General features: G+C 57.1%; 19 protein-coding genes. 6 read left to right on the top strand and 13 right to left on the bottom strand.

The window, feature by feature from the left end; translation table 11 throughout:
• The first annotated feature begins 74 nt into the window (after positions 1-74).
• The 4 genes from I3V23_04655 (at position 75) to I3V23_04640 (ending at position 2,916) form a co-directional block, all read left to right on the top strand.
• Positions 75-248 carry a hypothetical protein gene (locus I3V23_04655; protein ID QPI86267.1) on the top strand — a complete coding sequence of 58 codons (174 nt, stop codon included), beginning with the start codon at positions 75-77 and terminating at the stop codon, positions 246-248.
• A 195-nt stretch (positions 249-443) separates the two neighbouring features.
• Complete coding sequence (locus tag I3V23_04650) at positions 444-1,118, top strand: hypothetical protein (protein ID QPI86266.1); 675 nt, start codon at positions 444-446, stop codon at positions 1,116-1,118.
• A 47-nt stretch (positions 1,119-1,165) separates the two neighbouring features.
• Positions 1,166-2,374, top strand: a complete 1,209-nt coding sequence (locus tag I3V23_04645; protein ID QPI86265.1) for a class I SAM-dependent rRNA methyltransferase — start codon at positions 1,166-1,168, stop codon at positions 2,372-2,374.
• Positions 2,371-2,916 carry a PIN domain-containing protein gene (locus I3V23_04640; protein ID QPI86264.1) on the top strand — a complete coding sequence of 182 codons (546 nt, stop codon included), beginning with the start codon at positions 2,371-2,373 and terminating at the stop codon, positions 2,914-2,916. Before I3V23_04645 ends, I3V23_04640 begins: the two co-directional genes overlap by 4 nt.
• On the opposite strand, the gene I3V23_04635 is transcribed toward I3V23_04640, so the two are convergent.
• The 4 genes from I3V23_04635 to I3V23_04620 are packed head-to-tail and all read right to left on the bottom strand — an operon-like array spanning position 2,913 to position 5,704.
• Positions 2,913-3,611, bottom strand: a complete 699-nt coding sequence (locus tag I3V23_04635) for a M48 family metallopeptidase (protein QPI86688.1) — start codon at positions 3,609-3,611, stop codon at positions 2,913-2,915. The genes I3V23_04640 and I3V23_04635 overlap by 4 nt on opposite strands.
• Positions 3,612-3,668: 57 nt before the next feature.
• Positions 3,669-3,842 carry a hypothetical protein gene (locus tag I3V23_04630; GenBank protein QPI86844.1) on the bottom strand — a complete coding sequence of 58 codons (174 nt, stop codon included), beginning with the start codon at positions 3,840-3,842 and terminating at the stop codon, positions 3,669-3,671.
• Between the two features lie 22 nt (positions 3,843-3,864).
• On the bottom strand, positions 3,865-5,268 hold the full coding sequence (locus I3V23_04625) for a DUF2927 domain-containing protein (protein QPI86263.1): 1,404 nt from the start codon (positions 5,266-5,268) through the stop codon (positions 3,865-3,867).
• On the bottom strand, positions 5,258-5,704 hold the full coding sequence (locus I3V23_04620; protein ID QPI86262.1) for a GNAT family N-acetyltransferase: 447 nt from the start codon (positions 5,702-5,704) through the stop codon (positions 5,258-5,260). The genes I3V23_04625 and I3V23_04620 overlap by 11 nt, the downstream gene beginning before the upstream one ends.
• Before the next feature lie 355 nt (positions 5,705-6,059).
• On the opposite strand from I3V23_04620, the gene dksA reads away from it, so the two are divergent.
• Both dksA and I3V23_04610 read left to right on the top strand, forming a co-directional pair.
• The gene (gene dksA / locus I3V23_04615) at positions 6,060-6,482 is read left to right on the top strand and encodes an RNA polymerase-binding protein DksA (GenBank protein QPI86687.1); all 423 of its coding nucleotides are present in this window, start codon (positions 6,060-6,062) and stop codon (positions 6,480-6,482) included.
• Positions 6,483-6,560: 78 nt separating this feature from the next.
• The gene (locus tag I3V23_04610) at positions 6,561-7,718 is read left to right on the top strand and encodes an FAD-dependent monooxygenase (GenBank protein QPI86261.1); all 1,158 of its coding nucleotides are present in this window, start codon (positions 6,561-6,563) and stop codon (positions 7,716-7,718) included.
• On the opposite strand, the gene I3V23_04605 is transcribed toward I3V23_04610, so the two are convergent.
• The 9 genes from I3V23_04605 to I3V23_04565 all read right to left on the bottom strand — a co-directional run bounded on the left by I3V23_04605 (position 7,708) and on the right by I3V23_04565 (position 16,505).
• Positions 7,708-8,451 carry a proteasome-type protease gene (locus I3V23_04605; protein ID QPI86260.1) on the bottom strand — a complete coding sequence of 248 codons (744 nt, stop codon included), beginning with the start codon at positions 8,449-8,451 and terminating at the stop codon, positions 7,708-7,710. The genes I3V23_04610 and I3V23_04605 overlap by 11 nt on opposite strands.
• A 60-nt stretch (positions 8,452-8,511) precedes the next feature.
• Complete coding sequence (locus I3V23_04600) at positions 8,512-9,315, bottom strand: transglutaminase family protein (protein QPI86259.1); 804 nt, start codon at positions 9,313-9,315, stop codon at positions 8,512-8,514.
• A 7-nt stretch (positions 9,316-9,322) separates the two neighbouring features.
• Positions 9,323-10,264 carry an alpha-E domain-containing protein gene (locus I3V23_04595; protein QPI86258.1) on the bottom strand — a complete coding sequence of 314 codons (942 nt, stop codon included), beginning with the start codon at positions 10,262-10,264 and terminating at the stop codon, positions 9,323-9,325.
• 22 nt (positions 10,265-10,286) lie between these two features.
• Positions 10,287-11,714 carry a circularly permuted type 2 ATP-grasp protein gene (locus I3V23_04590; GenBank protein ID QPI86257.1) on the bottom strand — a complete coding sequence of 476 codons (1,428 nt, stop codon included), beginning with the start codon at positions 11,712-11,714 and terminating at the stop codon, positions 10,287-10,289.
• 109 nt (positions 11,715-11,823) lie between these two features.
• Positions 11,824-12,282, bottom strand: coding sequence for a D-tyrosyl-tRNA(Tyr) deacylase (locus I3V23_04585; GenBank protein ID QPI86256.1), 459 nt, complete (start codon positions 12,280-12,282; stop codon positions 11,824-11,826).
• A 3-nt stretch (positions 12,283-12,285) separates the two neighbouring features.
• On the bottom strand, positions 12,286-13,209 hold the full coding sequence (locus I3V23_04580) for a carbohydrate kinase (protein ID QPI86686.1): 924 nt from the start codon (positions 13,207-13,209) through the stop codon (positions 12,286-12,288).
• 98 nt (positions 13,210-13,307) lie between these two features.
• Positions 13,308-14,414 (bottom strand): TFIIB-type zinc finger domain-containing protein, encoded by a 1,107-nt coding sequence (locus tag I3V23_04575; protein ID QPI86255.1) that lies wholly within the window; start codon positions 14,412-14,414, stop codon positions 13,308-13,310.
• Between the two features lie 6 nt (positions 14,415-14,420).
• Complete coding sequence (locus tag I3V23_04570) at positions 14,421-15,536, bottom strand: SPFH domain-containing protein (GenBank protein ID QPI86254.1); 1,116 nt, start codon at positions 15,534-15,536, stop codon at positions 14,421-14,423.
• Between the two features lie 12 nt (positions 15,537-15,548).
• On the bottom strand, positions 15,549-16,505 hold the full coding sequence (locus I3V23_04565; protein ID QPI86253.1) for a DUF2927 domain-containing protein: 957 nt from the start codon (positions 16,503-16,505) through the stop codon (positions 15,549-15,551).
• Between the last annotated feature and the right edge of the window lie 13 nt (positions 16,506-16,518).

Below are 16,518 nucleotides of genomic sequence, written 5' to 3'. Positions count from 1 at the left end.
TGGTAAGTCACCCATGCTGTCCCATATGCTGCATAGCAGAAAGGCTGATGTGACAGCCATATAGGAGAAATGAAATGACAACTGCTTCTGTTTATTCTTTCGCTGATGTTCGCCGTGTAGAGCTTGAAGCCCGCCGTTTGCGCGCTGAAGCGATGAAAGAAATCTTTGGCGCACTCTTTAACGCACTTGGCGCCCCCTTCCGCGCTGTTGCAAAATTGGGCGGCAAACAAGCGGCGCATTTGGCCTAATTTTACGGCCCTCGCCTCGCGCGGCCTCTGCGCGCAGGGGTTTGAGATCAAGAATAGCCTCGGCAATGTGCCGAGGCTTTCTTATTTCCGCCTCATTTATGGGTCATTGGTGCTGAAAACGAGCACAATTCTTGAGTCGCATCTGCGCCTATCTTGGCCACTGCGATAGAGAAGAAACCCAGAATGGGGGAAGATATGTCACGATTGAAAACCGCATTAGGCCTTGTTGCCGTGGCGCTCTCGGCTTCGGCCTGTGTCTCGAACGGGACAGTAACCCGCGAAGCGACCAACGCCTTTGACACATCCACCTTTTTCGATGTTGCCGGAAATGTTTCAAACCCATCGGCACAAACCCAACCCACCCTTGCGGCGTTGATGCGTGAGCGGGGCTGGAGGATCACAGATGTGCGCGTGAATGTGCCGCGCAGCCTTAGTACCTCTGAAGCAAATACCATGAAACCCAATGTCGAACTTTTGTGGCAGGATGAGCCCTATGGGGATCGCTATGCCCAAGTGCGTGACATTCTAGAGCGGCCTATGCGCGGGCTTCTGCCTGCCTTTGAGGGCAGCCGTGAAGTGGTTTTGCAACTCAACGTGTCGTTCTTTCACGCCCAGACACCCTTGGTGCGCAGCACCTTTGGCGGTGAGCATGAGATCGAATTCACCTTTTCGCTCTATGACGCGACAACGGGTGCCTTGGTCTATGGCCCCGCATCGCGTGACTTGACCTTTGCCGCTTATGGCGGGCGGCGCGCCGTAGAAGCCGAAGCCATGGGTCTGACCCAGCGTGTGCGCATCGAGGCGCGGATGCATGATTGGATGATTTCCGAATTCCGACTGCCTGTGGCCCCATCGGGCGTCATATTCTAATCTCGCGCCCTCTTTCAGGGCGCGGTATTCTGAGCTAAAGGCGGGGCATGACACATAATCCTTCGCCCCTTCCCGTTTTGCGTCTGCGTCCCAAGGCCGATGCGCGTGCCATCCGCTTTGGTCACCCTTGGGCTTGGGCCGATGATCTGGTGCTTGATCGCCGCAGCCGCGCGATTGCGGCAGGCAGTCTTGCCATTTTAGAGGATGCCGAGCGCAATCCGCTGGCCCTTGGCATCGCGACACCTGAGGCGAAGATTGCTTTTCGGGTTTTGGAGCGCCGCGCGGATGTCGTGATAGATTCTGCGTGGCTGCAGGCAAAAATCCAAGCGGCCCATGACCTGCGCCATAAGATCTATCCCGCCCCCTATTACCGCCTGATCCATGCCGAGGGGGATGGGTTGCCAGGTTTGATCGTTGACCGCTTTGGCGACTGTTTGGTGATCCAACCCAATGCGATTTGGCTAGAAGATCGGATTGAGGAGATCGCGACCGCTTTGCGCCATGTGACGGGCGCTGAAACGCTGATCAAGAACGGCACGTCCCGTGCGCGCGCCGCGGAAAACCTACCCGAGGAGATGGTGCAGCTTTCTGGCGCGCCGATTTCTGGGCCATTGCCCGTGGTCATGAACGGGGCCACTTATATGGCCGATGTGATGGGGGGGCAAAAGACGGGTCTCTTTTACGACCAGCGCCCCAACCACGCCTTTGCTGCGCAATTGGCCAAGGATGCGAGGGTTTTGGATGTATTCTCGCATGTCGGCGGGTTTGCTTTGGCAAGTCTGGCGGCGGGTGCGCGATCGGCCCTGTCGGTTGATGCCTCGCAAGCGGCGCTTGATCTGGCAACGCAAGGGGCCAAGGCCATGGGGGCCGAGGCGCGATTTTCCACCCGCCAAGGGGATGCTTTTGACCTTCTTGAGGCCTTGGCAGGCGAGGCTGCGCAGTTTGATCTTGTCGTGGCCGATCCACCTGCATTTGCGCCGTCCAAGCCCGCTTTGGAAAAAGGCCTGCGCGCCTATGAACGCGTTGCACGTTTGTCAGCCCCCTTGGTGGCTGAGGGGGGTGTTCTGATCCTATGCTCCTGTTCGCACGCGGCGGATCTGGAAAAATTCCGCGCCGCGTGTTTGCGCGGCATCGGGCGCGCGGGGCGTGAGGCGCGATTGATCTATACGGGCTTCGCGGGGCCTGATCATCCGCAACATCCAAGTTTGACTGCAACAGGCTATCTGAAGGCTTTGGCCTTCCGCCTAATGCCATGAGGCTCTGTCTTGATGCCTGTGTGCTTTATCCTACGGTTCTGCGCGACTGTTTGATCGGGCTTGCGCAGGCAGGGCAGATGACGCCCCTGTGGTCAGATCGCATTCTCGAGGAATGGGCCCGTGCGGCAGAGCGTAATCTTGGGCCTGAGGGGGGGATGATTGCACGCGGCGAAATTGCGCTGCTGCGGGCCAATTTCCCCGCTGCCGTCATCGAAGCGGACCCTGAGATGGAAGCGCGGCTTTATCTGCCTGATCGTGCTGATATTCATGTGTTGGCCACCGCCATCGCGGGAAAGGCCGAAGCCATTTTGACCTTTAACCTGCGCGATTTTCCGCGGGCTGAGTTGGCGGGCCATGATATCGTGGCCCTGCATCCTGACAGTTATCTGTGCGATATCTGGGCGCAGGAGCCTGACTTAGTGGCCAAAATTTGCGCGGGCGTTCTGGCGCGCATGAATGATTTGCGCGAGGCGCCATCTGATCTGCGCAAAATGCTAAAGCGCGCGCGCCTGCCAAAATTGGCGAAACGCCTTGCAGATTAGCGGATTTGCCCGCGCCATTTATCTTCTAGGGTTTCGATGGCTTTGATCCGATCAGCCGTGCTTGGATGGCTCATCAGCCACGCCGCCCCCCCGCGCAATCCTCCGCCAGACAGGGCTTCGAGTTTCCGAAAGAGCGATTTTTGCGGCTCTGTCCCGATGCCGCTTGCCGTCAATAATGAGGCGGCATAGGCATCCGCCTCGTATTCATCGGCACGGCTTAGGCGCGCGGCCAAAAGAGAGGTGAGGATATTGGCGACCCAAATCCCCACCGCCGCAACGGGGATCAACCGCCCTAAAAGGCTGCTGAGGGCCACACGGATTGCATTTTGACCCGAAAAATCAATCATCCGCCGCTTGGTGTGACCCAGTGAGACATGGCCCAATTCATGCGCGATCACCGAGGCCAGCTCTTCGGCGGTGACTTCGCCCGCGCGATATTTTTGATAAAAACCACGGGTAATGAAAATGCGCCCATCTGGTGCTGCAAGCCCATTGATGGCATCAACCTCGTAGAGATGGACGGGAATATCCTCAAGCTCAAGCACCTTGGCCATCCGCTTAGAGATTTCGCGCAGTCGCGGATCGGCCAAACGGGTTGAGCGTTCGTCAAGCTCTCGCTTTAGTCGCCAGCTTGAGAACTGGTAACTGAGCAGTGCGTAGCCAATGGCCAAAAGGATCGGGGTCAGCTTCAACATAAGGCTGATATGGCGCGGCACTGCGCCTCGGACAAGGGGTGCTTATGCAAGGGTTGCCTAAACGGGGGCAGGCACGACCAACATCACAAAATAGCCCAAAGTGAACCCGATCAGCCCGCAGACCGCGCCATAATGCAAGAGGTCTAGCTTATTGCCCTTTTTGCGAAAGGCCATAAAGAGGCCGAGGGCAATGCCGCCCAAAAGGCCAAGAAGTGCGGGCAAGGGGATCATGCGAAGCTGTCCTTTTCTCGTCTTAATTGCGCGCGGCTTGAGTTGCGTTTGGAGCGAGATTTGCGATTTCGCCCAAACGAATTTGCATCAGGCTGCGATCCGCAAACCCATAGCGGCCCCATGCGTAGGCTTCAAGCCGTGATCTCTGCGCCTCAGACCCGCGCCCCAATCCTTCGAGTGCTGTTGCGCGCAGCATTGAAAGGCTTGCCAAGAGATGGGCATTTTCACTGCGCCGCGCAATCGGAAGGGCGGTTGTGCTTTGCAAAAGTGCTGCGGTCATATCCCCGCGCGCGAGGGCCAAGGCCCCGATTTGCATCGCGATATGGGCGCGCTGCACATCGGTGTTGGGCAGGCGTTGATATATATCTTGCGCTGATGCAAAGGCCGCTGCGGCACGATCAGGGTCGCGGGCCAAGGCAATCCGACCCAAGGCATAATAGCTAAATCCCAAACGCGCATCGCGCATGTTTGAGCGTTGCGCAATGTTGAGCGCCGCTTGCGCGTGTTCAAGGCGCTGTCCTTCGGGCATATTCGGGCCAAGCGCGCGACCAATGGCATTTGACCATGCCCGATTGTCGCGGTTGGCCAGATTGATGCTAGACACAACACCGCCTGTCGGGTTGATCCGCCCCAAAATCGCGGGCAGGCGCGCTGCGACATCGGCCTGACCCATGCCGCTTTGCAAGGACGGGTCGTTGAAGATCCGCAGAAACATCATATCGGTCGTGGTGAGCACCGCATGAAAATTGTCATCGTTAAAGACACTGTCGGTCAGGTCATATAGGTCGTTCAATGGCCCCAAAGCCTGCCCCAATTCTTCGTGGAGGCAATCACGCATTTCTTGCAGGCTGGCATCGGCGGGCAGGAAAATAGCCGCGCGGTTTCGGGTGGTGAGGCTCGCCCAATCGGAGGTGACGCGCCCTCGTTGGCGGATGAATTCTTGCCATGTGCTGGCATTGGGCACGACAAAACAGGCCGCTTGAGGCACGGCTGCCGCAATGCGTTCGGCGGGCAGGGCCTCGATTGTGATTTTTGCGGGGCTGTTCGTGCGATAGGCGGTTGCGCTGATCGCAATCCCCGCTTCGGTGCGCAGACGGGTCAGCAGGCGCGACAGCTCCCCCTCCAATGCAGGTGGGGCGGAGGGCGCAAGGGCCACAGTAATCGGCCCTTCAAAACGGCTGATCCGTGGGATTTGCCGCCCCGATTCCAAAACAAAACTGAGGGCCATGAAATCTTCAGCTAAGGATTGGTTGCTGCGCGAGAAACGGATTGGGTTTGGCGCACCAAAACTTGGCAGATCAGATGAGGATGTGTCCAATGCGGGCGCAAGACGCGCCGCCGCATCATCGCGCGGCATATCGGCCATGCAGGCGCACAGCGTGAGCAGCGCCAAAAGGCCAAAAGCGCGGTTTAATTTATTTCGCATATTTCACAAAGCCCGTATCCGTTGCCACGCGATCATAAAGCCGCCGCGCGGTCGCATTGTGGCTTTCTGTCAGCCAATACACCGAAGGCCGCCCTGCCGCTGCGGCATCGGCGCAGACATGGTCAATCAAAGCGGCCCCGATACCCTGCCCGCGTGCATCAGGAGCGACAAACAGATCTTGCAGATATGTTACGGGTTCGGCCTTCCACCCGTGAGCGTGAGAGATGACATGAACCAAACCAGTCGCGCGCCCATCCTGCCATGCCAACCATGCCATCATATCACTATGCGCAGGGGTGCTGTAGCGGGTAAAGCTGAGGTCAATCGCCGCCTCGGCGAGGGTGGTTTCGTAGAATGCGAGATAGGCCTTCCACAGCCCCTCCCACGCGCTCCGATCCTCTGGGCGTAAGGGCAAAATATCGATTGAACTGGGCATATGTTACTCCGACTACCAATTGCTGTTGCGGATGTATCCACAGATTCTGTCGCAAATTTGGCGAAAACTGGTGTTGTTCTGGGTGATAATCCCTGAGGCATTATAGCCGCGACAAATTGCGCGGGCAAGCCGAATTGGGGCCATTCGCCAGTCCAAAGCGATTTGAGGCGCAGTTAGAAACGGGTTTCATAATAGGGCCTAGGGGCGCGCCGATCCGTTCAGGTGATTTTGAGCGGAAAAACCGTCTTTAGGTGGGTGACATTACCCACGCCATCCTGTAAGCGAAGCCCGAGGTGGTAAAATGACGTCTGATGCAAAATCAAAAATCGGGTCAGCCGCCGCTGAGGGGAACGAGATGAAAGCTGAGACCTTTCTTCCAGAAGACTATCGTCCCGCCGAGGACGAGCCGTTTATGAATGAGCGACAGTTGGAGTATTTCCGCAGGAAACTGCTCAACTGGAAAGCTGATCTGCTTGATGAAAGCCGCACCACTGTCACCGCGCTGCAAGATGGCACGCGCAGCATCCCTGATGTTGCGGATCGTGCAAGTGAGGAAACAGACCGCGCGCTTGAATTGCGCACCCGCGATCGTCAGCGCAAGCTGATCACCAAGATTGATGCTGCTTTGCGCCGTATCGAAGAGGGCGAATATGGCTATTGCGAGGTCACAGGTGACCCGATCAGCCTTAAACGTCTGGATGCGCGCCCGATTGCGACCATGACGCTTGAAGCACAAGAACGCCATGAGCGCCGCGAAAAAGTTCATCGGGACGATTGATTGCGCAAAGCGAGTTTATAAGATTAAAAAAGGCATCTTTTCAGATGCCTTTTTTCTTTGAGGGGTGCGAGGCTGAGCATGCTGATCGGGCGCAATATTTTGGTGGTTGGGGCAGGTATTGGTGGCTTGGCTGCGGCCTGCTGCCTTGCGCAACGCGGCGCTTCGGTGCGCGTGCTAGAACAGGCTGAGGAAATCCGCGCCTTTGGGGCAGGGCTTCAACTGAGCCCCAATGGGATGGCCACGTTAGCAGGCCTTGGTCTGGCCGATGAGATCAGCGCGATATCCCCCCGCGCCAATGCCGTATATCTGCGCGATTTTCGCAAAGGGGCGGCGGTGGCGCGCGTGCCCTTATCCCGTCAAACACGCCCTTATCACTATGTTCATAGGGCGGATTTGATCGAGATTTTGGCCAGTCGTGCCCGTGATCTTGGGGTTGAGATCACCCTTGGCGCGGCTGTGACAGGGGTCGAGGGGTGTGATGTGATCTTGGCCGATGGTCAGCGCCAAAGCGCGGATGTGATTGTCGGGGCAGATGGATTGCATTCCCGCATCCGCACCCATCTTGAGCCGCGCGGGCATCCGTTTTTCACGGGCCAAGTTGCGTGGCGCGCGGTGATTGATGCGCAGCAGGGCGATACGTTGCGCGATGTGCAGGTATTTATGGGGCCTGCCCGCCATATGGTGATCTATCCGCTTCGAGGTGGGACATTGATCAATATCGTGGCGGTTGAGGAACATGATCAATGGGTGAAAGACTCGTGGTCAGAGCGGGGCGATCCTGCACAGCTGACGGGCCGATTTGGTGATTTTTGCCCCGAGGCGCGGGCCTATTTAGGCCGCGTGACGGAATGCTATCAATGGGGGTTGTTTCGCCATCCAGTCGCGCGCAACTGGCAAAATGGCCAGATGGTTCTTTTGGGGGATGCAGCGCATCCAACGCTTCCCTTCCTCGCGCAAGGGGCCAATATGGCGTTAGAGGATGCTTGGATCTTGGCAGCGCGCCTTTCGGATACGCATGATCTAACCGGGGCTTTGGCTGAATATGAGGCGCTGCGCCGCCCCCGCACCGCGCGGATTGTTCAGGCGGCCTCGGACAATGCAGACCATTATCATATGCGGCCAAGCCTGTTGCGGGTGGCCGCGCATACGGGGCTGCGGATGGTAACACGTTACGCGCCGCATCTGCTGGCGCAACGCTTTGAGTGGATTTACGGATTTGATCCGACTAAGTCGTAAAGCTATAGGGGGGGAGGCTGTTAAACGCATGCTTTAGCGCATCACCCCAACCCATTGAAATTACGTTGAAATACGGATCATCTTTTTCGATCCTTGTCATTATTCCATGCTTCAAGCTGTCTGCAGTATAGACATGAAGATCAAGCGGCAGGTTGACCGAAAGATTGGCCTTAATGGTCGAGTCAAAACTCACCATCAAAAGCTTGACCGCATCCTCAAAACTCATTTCGGGGTCAAAGGCACGCACCAAAATGGGGCGGCCATATTTCGTCTCGCCAATCTGAAAGAATGGCGTGTCATCGCTGGCCTCGATGAAATTGCCCTCAGGATAAATTAGGAACAGGCGCGGGGGGGCGCCTTTGATCTGGCCGCCCAATATTATGGTTGCGGAAAAGGTTGCCTCTGCCTCAGGCCCATCTTGGCCTGATTGTGTTTTGATCACCTCGCGCAAGGTTTCCCCGACCAATTTGGCGACTTGAAACATCGAAGGCGCTTCGAGGATCGAGGGGTTCCCCCGATCTTCGGCGGGTTTGGCGCGTTCATTCAAGAGGCTGATCACCGCTTGTGTTGTTGCCAAATTGCCCGCGGTCATCAGGGTGATGCTACGCTCGCCCGGGCCTTCCCATGTGAACATTTTGCGGAAGGTCGATATGTTATCCACGCCCGCATTCGTGCGCGTGTCTGACATGAACACAAGGCCAGAATTCAGTTTCAAACCAACGCAATAGGTCATATCGGGGGCTGTCTTTCACCTGTATTTTTGCGCGAGCTCGAGAATCGCGCCTTGTCTTTATTATTGCTGTTGAACCTGAATATCTACTGAAAGCCGCTCGTCTCCCGCGCCGTAGCGCAGGCCAATGATGGGGGCCGCTTCGCTGTAATCTACACCCGAGGCCACGCGCACATAACGCGTATCTGGGCTAATGCCGTTTGAGACGTCAAAACCAACCCATCCCAACCCCTCAATATGGGCCTCTGCCCAAGCATGGCTTGCGTCTTGGTGGATGCGGTCTTCCATCATCAAATAACCTGAGACATAGCGCGCAGGGTATCCCAAAAGGCGGGCGGCTGAGATGAAAATATGGGCGTGATCCTGACAGACACCGCTGCCTGCCTCTATGGCTTCTTCGGCGCTGCTGCCTGCATGGGTGGGGCCAATGGCATAGGGGACAGCCTCTAGGATACGGGCAGACAGGGTGTGCAGTCGTTCAATATCGCTGAGTTTGGCATCCCTAAGCCCCGCGGTCAGTTTGCGCGTCCCATTGCCCGCACGGGTCAGATCGGAGGGCTGCAAAAACACCCATAGGGGGACAAGTCCACGATGGGCCCCATGCACGCCCGCAACCTCGTTTGTTTCCATCTCGCCCGTGCAAGTGACCTCAACGGCCTGTGCATCAGGGGCAAAAGAAATCAGCGTTACAAGGTTTTGGTTATGGTCAAGATAGCTGCATTCCACTGTGCCACCCGTCACCTGCATTTGCCAATCCTGCACAGATTGCGCAGGCGTGTTTTGCGGTGTCAGTCGCAATTGCTGAAGCCCGTAAGAGGGCGCAGTGTCAAAACCATAGCTTGTGCGGTGGGACAGTTTTAATCGCATAAGCACCTCATCCGATAAAACGGTAATCGGTTTCGATCTGGCGGCCAAGCGCCGCTAAGTCCTGCAAAAAGGTCAGGATGAACTCATGCAATCCTTCCTCAAAGACTTGGTCGATGCTGCTTGTGCAAAGCCGCGCATTGAGCCGTGCTGCCATCGCGTGGCAGGGCAGGGTGCTGCCATATTCCGCCTCAAGGTAGCCCAGATTGCTTTGCAATTTACCAAGTGCGAATTTTAGGCTGCGGGGCATGCGCCCGTCAAAGATGAGAAAGTCTGCGATGCCTTTGGGTGTGACCGCCCCTTGGGTCAACCAAGAATAGGCGCGTTGACCCGCCACCGCGCGCAGGATCGTTTCCCATTGCACATTATCTAGGTTTGACCCGATCTGGCTGATAGAGGGCAGCAGGACATAGTATTTCACATCCAAAATACGTGCGGTGTTATCGGCGCGTTCTAGGAATGTGCCAAGCCGCGCGAAATCGAAAACATCATTGCGCAGCATCGACCCGTGCAAGGCGCCGCGCACCAGTGCGGATTGCTGTCGCACCAAGGCAATCGTATCGGGTAGGTTTTTATCTGTGGCGGGGCGGGCAAGGGTGCTGCGCAATTGCATATAGGTGTCATTGACTGCTTCCCAGACCTCGCGGGTGAGGGCGGTGCGCACCATGCGGGCGTTTTGGCGGGCTTGGGCCATGCTTGATTGCACAGATGACGGGTTGGCCGCATCCCGCAATAGAAAATCCACAACATTGGCTGCATCAGCCGTCTCGTATTTGGTGAAAAACAACTGCTCGGCGGCGGCTGTTTTCAGCAGGCTTTGCCATTCGTCATTGGAACGATCTGGCCGTGTCAGCGCAATGCGCAGGCCCGTCTCAATCAGACGGGTCGTGTTCTCGGCGCGCTCTAAATGGCGGAACATCCAAAACAATCCGCCCGCGGTTTTGCCTAACATGGCCTTTGCCCCCTATGCGCGCTCATTCTTCCAGAACCCATGTGTCTTTCGTCCCGCCCCCTTGGCTGGAATTCACCACGAGTGAGCCTTTCTTCAGCGCCACGCGCGTCAGTCCGCCGGGGGTGATTTCGATGCCATTGGGGCTGACCAAGACGAAGGGGCGCAGATCGACATGGCGAGGGGCAAGCCCCGCTTTGGTCAGGATGGGCACTGTCGAAAGAGCCAAGGTCGGTTGTGCGATGTAATTCGCAGGCCGTGATTTCAGCTTGGCCCGAAACGCCGCCAATTCCTTTTTCGAGGCGGCAGGCCCAACAAGCATTCCATAGCCGCCCGACCCATGCACCTCTTTGACCACCAATTCATCGAGATGGTCTAGCACATAGGCCAATGCGTCCGCCTCAGAGCACCGCCAAGTCGGCACATTTTCCAAAAGCGGCTTTTCGCCCGTATAGAATTCGACAATCTCGGGCATGTAGGAATAGATCGCCTTATCATCGGCAATCCCTGTTCCAGGCGCGTTGGCAATAGTGATGCCGCCTGCGCGATAGACATCCATAATCCCTGGCACACCAAGCAAGCTGTCAGGGTTAAAGCTGAGCGGATCAAGGAAATCATCATCGACACGCCGATAAAGGACATCAATCGGTTTGTAGCCGCGCGTGGTGCGCATGGCGATTTTACCATCCACAACGCGCAAATCGCTGCCCTCGACCAATTCGACCCCCATATGGTCGGCCAAAAACGCATGTTCAAAATAAGCGGAATTATGAATGCCCGGTGTCAGCACGGCCACAGCCCCATCGCCTGAGGCATGGCGCGGCATCGAAGCGCCAAGCGAGCGCCGCAAAGCAAGTGGATAATCCCCAACGCCGCGCACCTTTATGCGCCCGAACAGTTCGGGGAACATCTGGAGCATGGTTTCGCGGTTTTCGAGCATATAGGACACGCCCGATGGGGTGCGTGCATTGTCCTCAAGCACATAGAATTGATCCTCGGCCACGCGCACCAGATCAATTCCCACGATATGCGTGTAAACGCCGCCCGGTGGTTCTAGCCCGATCATAGCCTTGAGGAACGCATCGTTTTTGGCAATCAGCTCAATCGGAATGCGGCCCGCGCGGATGATTTCCTGGCGATGATAAATATCGTGCAAAAAGGCGTTGATGGCGCGAACGCGCTGTTCGATGCCGCGCGTCAGACGGGCCCATTCTCGGCCAGAGATAATACGCGGCACGATGTCAAACGGGATCAGACGTTCATCTGCATCAGCGGCACCATAAACGTTGAAGGTGATGCCCGTGCGGCGAAAGAACCGCTCAGCCTCGCCCGATTTGCGGATTAGGTCGCGGCGATCTTCGCCCTCGAACCATCTATGATAGGCCTCGTAAGGCGGGCGCGCCCCGTTATCAGGGCCGAGCATTTCATCAAAAAAGGGGGTGGGGTTTTCCATCTACGCTTACCCAATACCAGTTCCTCTATCGGTGGCGCGATATCGGGGGCTGGGCTAGGGCGCATCGCCTTGCAGCTTGGGGGGCAATGGTTAACTTTGGCTCAAATGCCTAATTTTTAGGCGTAGATGCCTCAGTATCGAGCCAAATGGTAACGGGGCCGTCATTGATCAGCGAAACTTTCATATCTGCACCAAACTGTCCCGTCTCAACTTTGGGGCCAAGCGCGGCAAGGCTTTGCGCGAAATGTTCGTATAGGGCACGCCCCGTCTCAGGGTCTGCGGCCTGCGAAAACCCTGGCCTGTTGCCTGTGCGCGTATCTGCGGCAAGGGTAAATTGGCTCACCACCAGTGCTTCGCCGCCTATGTCCAAAAGTGCGCGGTTCATCTTGCCCGCCTCATCCTTGAAGATGCGCATTTTGGCGATCTTTTGGGCCAAATGTTCGGCCTGCGCTGCCGTGTCACCGCGCATTGCGCAGATCAATATCAAAAGGCCTGCGCCACATTGCCCAATCGTTTCCCCATCCACACGGACGGCAGCCTCACTCACCCGTTGAACCAAGGCGCGCATCGGTTAAATCTCGGCGCGCAGTGGCGGGTTCGCGCCTGCCCGTGCAACAGTTACGGCGGCGGCCCGCACGCCCAGATCAAGCGCGGTTTTTAGAATATCTTGCGGCAAGGGGGCTGCAAGCGCCGCTTTGCTCAGATATCCTGCTTCGGCCAAGCCCGTCAGGATGCCCGCGTTAAACGTATCGCCCGCGCCCACAGTATCCACAACCGTGGCGGGGATCACGGGATGGGTCAACTGCCCATCTGCAGAATAAGCGGTAACCCCATCGGCCCCTTTTGTGATCAGCACAAGTTTCGCGCCCGCCGTTAAAAGATCACCCACGGCCTCTGCCTCGGAGCTGTTATTGCTCAGCCATGCAAGATCCTCATCTGACAGCTTTATGATGTCGGCCACGGCCAACATCCGCGCTAGTCGCGCGCGATAGCGGGCCGCGTCCGTGATAAAGCTTGGTCGAATATTTGGGTCGATCATGACAGGCAGACGGGTCGCCTCGCGGAGGCAGAGTGTCTCATAGGTATCTGCGCAGGGCTCTACGGCCAAGGATATGCCCCCAAAGAACAGCGCCGTGATCCCCTCCAAAGAGGCGGGCAGGTCAACGGGAGAGATCATGCGCCCTGCAGTGTTTTCATCGTAAAACGCATAGGTTGCGTGGCCATCTTTCAGGGTCACAAAGGCCAAGGTCGTAGGGCGGTCGCTTCGCAAGCACAGGCTTGTGTCCACATGATTGCTCGCCAAATGCCCTTCTAAAATCTGCCCAAAAAGATCACGGGATAGGCCCGTCAGCATCGCAGTCTTTTGTCCCAAGCGCGCTGCGGCAATCGCTGTGTTGAGAACTGCGCCGCCTGAGTAAGGTGCAAAAGCGGCTTCGCCTGCACTGGTTTCGCGTGGCAACATATCAATCAAAGATTCACCACAGCACAGCAGCATGGCGTAGGCCTTTCCAAATGTGACGTATCCCCGCCGCGCTTTGCGGCCCGCGTGGTCTAGCAAGAGATTGATGTTAGCGCAAACAAGAATGCAGCGCCTTAACGGATGTATCCGTCATAGACATAACCAAGGCCAAGCGCCAACAGAGCCGCCAGGATCAGCGCGATAGCGATTTTGATCGCGGAATAGGGTCGCTCTCCCATTACTTTGCCCGTCTGCCCATTGACAACAAAGCGATAGGACTTTCCGCCATAGCGATAGGCCGATACCCAGACAGGCAACAGGATATGCTTGAAGGTCACATCCCAAATTTCCGTGTCGACATGGTCAATGCGCTGATGATCGCCGCCAATATCGCGGCGGATTGCGGCACGGATTGCTTGATCCATCCGCGCCCGGGCCTCCTCCATCCCCGTCTCTAGGTCGATGCTATAGGCTTCGGCCCGAAAACCTGACAGGAATTCTGGCTGATAGGGGGCAAGGGCGGTCAAATCCCACGGTGCGAGCGTGTCGGTAAATCGCTTGGGCAGGCTTTCTGAAGCTAAGACCAAGAGATCGTCAAACGCCAATCGCACCTGCCCCGTGACGCGGCGCCAAGTTGTTGTGGTGCTGCTGCGCCGGCCCCCCTTGCCATCCGAGACGCTGGTGGTGTGATCGGTGCCGCGCTGCCCGCGATATTGGCTGGCGGTTTTGGCGTCATATGTCCAATAGGGGGTGTATATCCCCTCCATCTGCCGCGAGGCGCTGGCGTATTTCTTCAGGCCATTGGGGGCGAACCACAGCCCCTTAAGCCAATGTTCCATCGCGCGATGCGCTTCGCGCTCGGTCAAGGTAAAGGGAAGCACGGCTTGTGGTTTGATCTGTCTGTGGGCGCCAGATCCAACCACAACAGGCGTGGCGCAAAACGGGCATTCTAGCGCGTGATCTGTGTCTGACACTTCAACACGGGCAGCGCAATTTGGGCAGGTTGAGACGCGGGTTTCAACCTCCTGCGCTGTCTCGCGTGATGCGCGTAAAGCGGTGCGATAATCCTGTTCGCGGATTGCCGTGACATCCCAAGGGCCTTGAGCGGGCATCTCCACGCTGCTTTGCGCGCCGCAATGCGCGCAGACCATCGCGCCTGCTTGAGGGGTCCAACGCATATCGCCCCCGCAGGCGGTGCAGGGAAAGCGGCGATGGGGTTGGTCTGTCTTTGCCTTTGGCATCACGACTTAGGGCGCGGGTGGCGGCGGTGGCGGTGGTAGGATGGTGAAGAGCTGCGCCAATTCGCGCACATCCTCGGCGCGCATCCACCCGTCTTGCCCCGCCGTCCATACAAGCGTGTCGCGGGTCAAGGTGCCATCGGCCGCCATGCGGCCAAGGCTGGCCTTGGAAAATGGCCCTTTGGTCGCGCCGTTCTCGGCAATGTGCCACACATGTTCGACTGGTGGCGGGGGTGGTGCGGCAGGTGCAACAGGGGCTGCACCCCAAGGCCCTGCTTGAAACGCGGCCTGTGCGGCCCCCATACCCAAGCCCATACCCAGACCCGCGCCCATGCCGCCATCCCCCTGAGGGTTTTGTGCTGCCGCCTGCATGGCCTCCGCGGCGGCAAATTGGGTATAGGTCTTCATATCGCCCAAGATGCCCATCGAAGACCGCTTATCAAGTGCGGCTTCAACCGCCTCGGGCAGCGATATATTCTCGATATAAAGCTCGGGTAGGCTCAGGCCATATTGGGTTATGGTGTCAGAAATCCGCGCGGCGATCAGCTTGGCGAATTCTGCCGTATTCGCGGCCATGTCCAAAACGGGAATGGCGCTATTGGCTACAGTTTGGCTGAATTGCTGCACGATGATGTTGCGGATTTGGAAGCTGATCTCATCCGTGGTGAACTCGCCATCTGTTCCCACGATTTCGGTCATGAACCGTGCCGCATCGCTGACGCGAATAGTGTAGGTGCCAAAGGCACGCAGGCGGATTGGCCCAAATTCGGGATCACGTAGCATCACAGGGTTTTTCGTGCCCCATTTCAAATCGGTGAACCGCTGTGTCGAGACGAAATAAATTTCGGATTTGAAAGGCGATTTGAACCCATGATCCCAATGCTGAAGGCTGGTCATAATCGGCATATTGTTGGTTTCAAGCATGTAGAGACCGGGCGTAAAGACGTCCGCCAACTGGCCTTCATGGATGAACACCGCAACTTGGCCTTCGCGCACAGTCAGCTTGGCCCCGTATTTGATTTCATGCCCTTCGCGCTCAAAGCGATAAACCAATGTGTCACGGGTGTCGTCCGTCCATTCAATGACATCAATGAATTGACCTGAGAGGAAATCGAAAATGGGCATGAGCAGCCTTCCTTAGCTAGACGCGTCAATCAATTCTGCGGCAATCGCTTCGACAATCGGGCGCGCTTCATCAGGGGTCATGCCAATGTCTAGGCGCGGGTCATACAGCACGCGCAAAAGCAATTCGTCATGCGCGGTCAAAAGTGCAAATTCTTCATCATCATTAAAAATCGAGGGACGCGCCGTTGGGCTGTCATTGGGCAATCCCAACCCTTGGGCGATTTCCTCATGGATGCAGGAGGTGCGCATCAAATCGGGATGCTCGGTGCGGATTACGGCAATGGCGCTGCGATATTCTGGCTGCGCATTTGAACGCGCAAAAGCATAGACAGAGCAGAACGTATAGCGCGGCAGGTTCTCAATTTCGCGGATGATTGAGGCATCAATATTGGGCGCGATGCTGCGCAGATAGGGGCCGATTTCTGCTTGCTCATCGCGGCTGATGAACAGCACATGGAAATTTCCACCCGATCCAACCAAATCAATCGGATGCCGCGCGGCGCGGCTGAGTTGTCGGGTGTAATTGGTCAGAATCTGGCGATCCCGTGCCATTTTCTGTGGGGCGGTTGCTGGCCCAAAATGGGCTTCGATACGGACAGGATCAATCCAACGTCTTAGCCGCGAGGGGGTTTGACGGGCGACAAAGCGCCCGTTTTCCAGAGCATATTCATCATAAAGCGCAATGGCCTCGAAATTGCGCGCCAAAGCACGGCGCGAGACGGGGGCATCCGAGGGGGTGGTGGATTGGCGCAATAACCCCTCACGCAGAAGCCGCGCCTCGGTTTGGGCGTAATATTGCGCGTAAAGCGCGCTCTCAGCCGAAGGGGTGGTGGCAGCTATGCTGCTTGCCACCCCGTTCTGGCCCATGGCACCAGGCCCGAGGGCCTGACACCCCGCCAAAAGGCCAAGCGCCGCCCCAACCCATAGACCGCGCCTAGCCTTCCGCCCCGAACCCCTCACTTTACTCATAATCCGCACAATG

It is taken from the genome of Rhodobacterales bacterium HKCCA1288 (assembly GCA_015693905.1).
In the GTDB taxonomy this organism is placed as follows: Bacteria; Pseudomonadota; Alphaproteobacteria; order Rhodobacterales; family Rhodobacteraceae; genus M30B80.
Note: the sequence above shows the minus strand (reverse complement) of the source record. Positions and strands in the feature narration are given on the sequence as shown.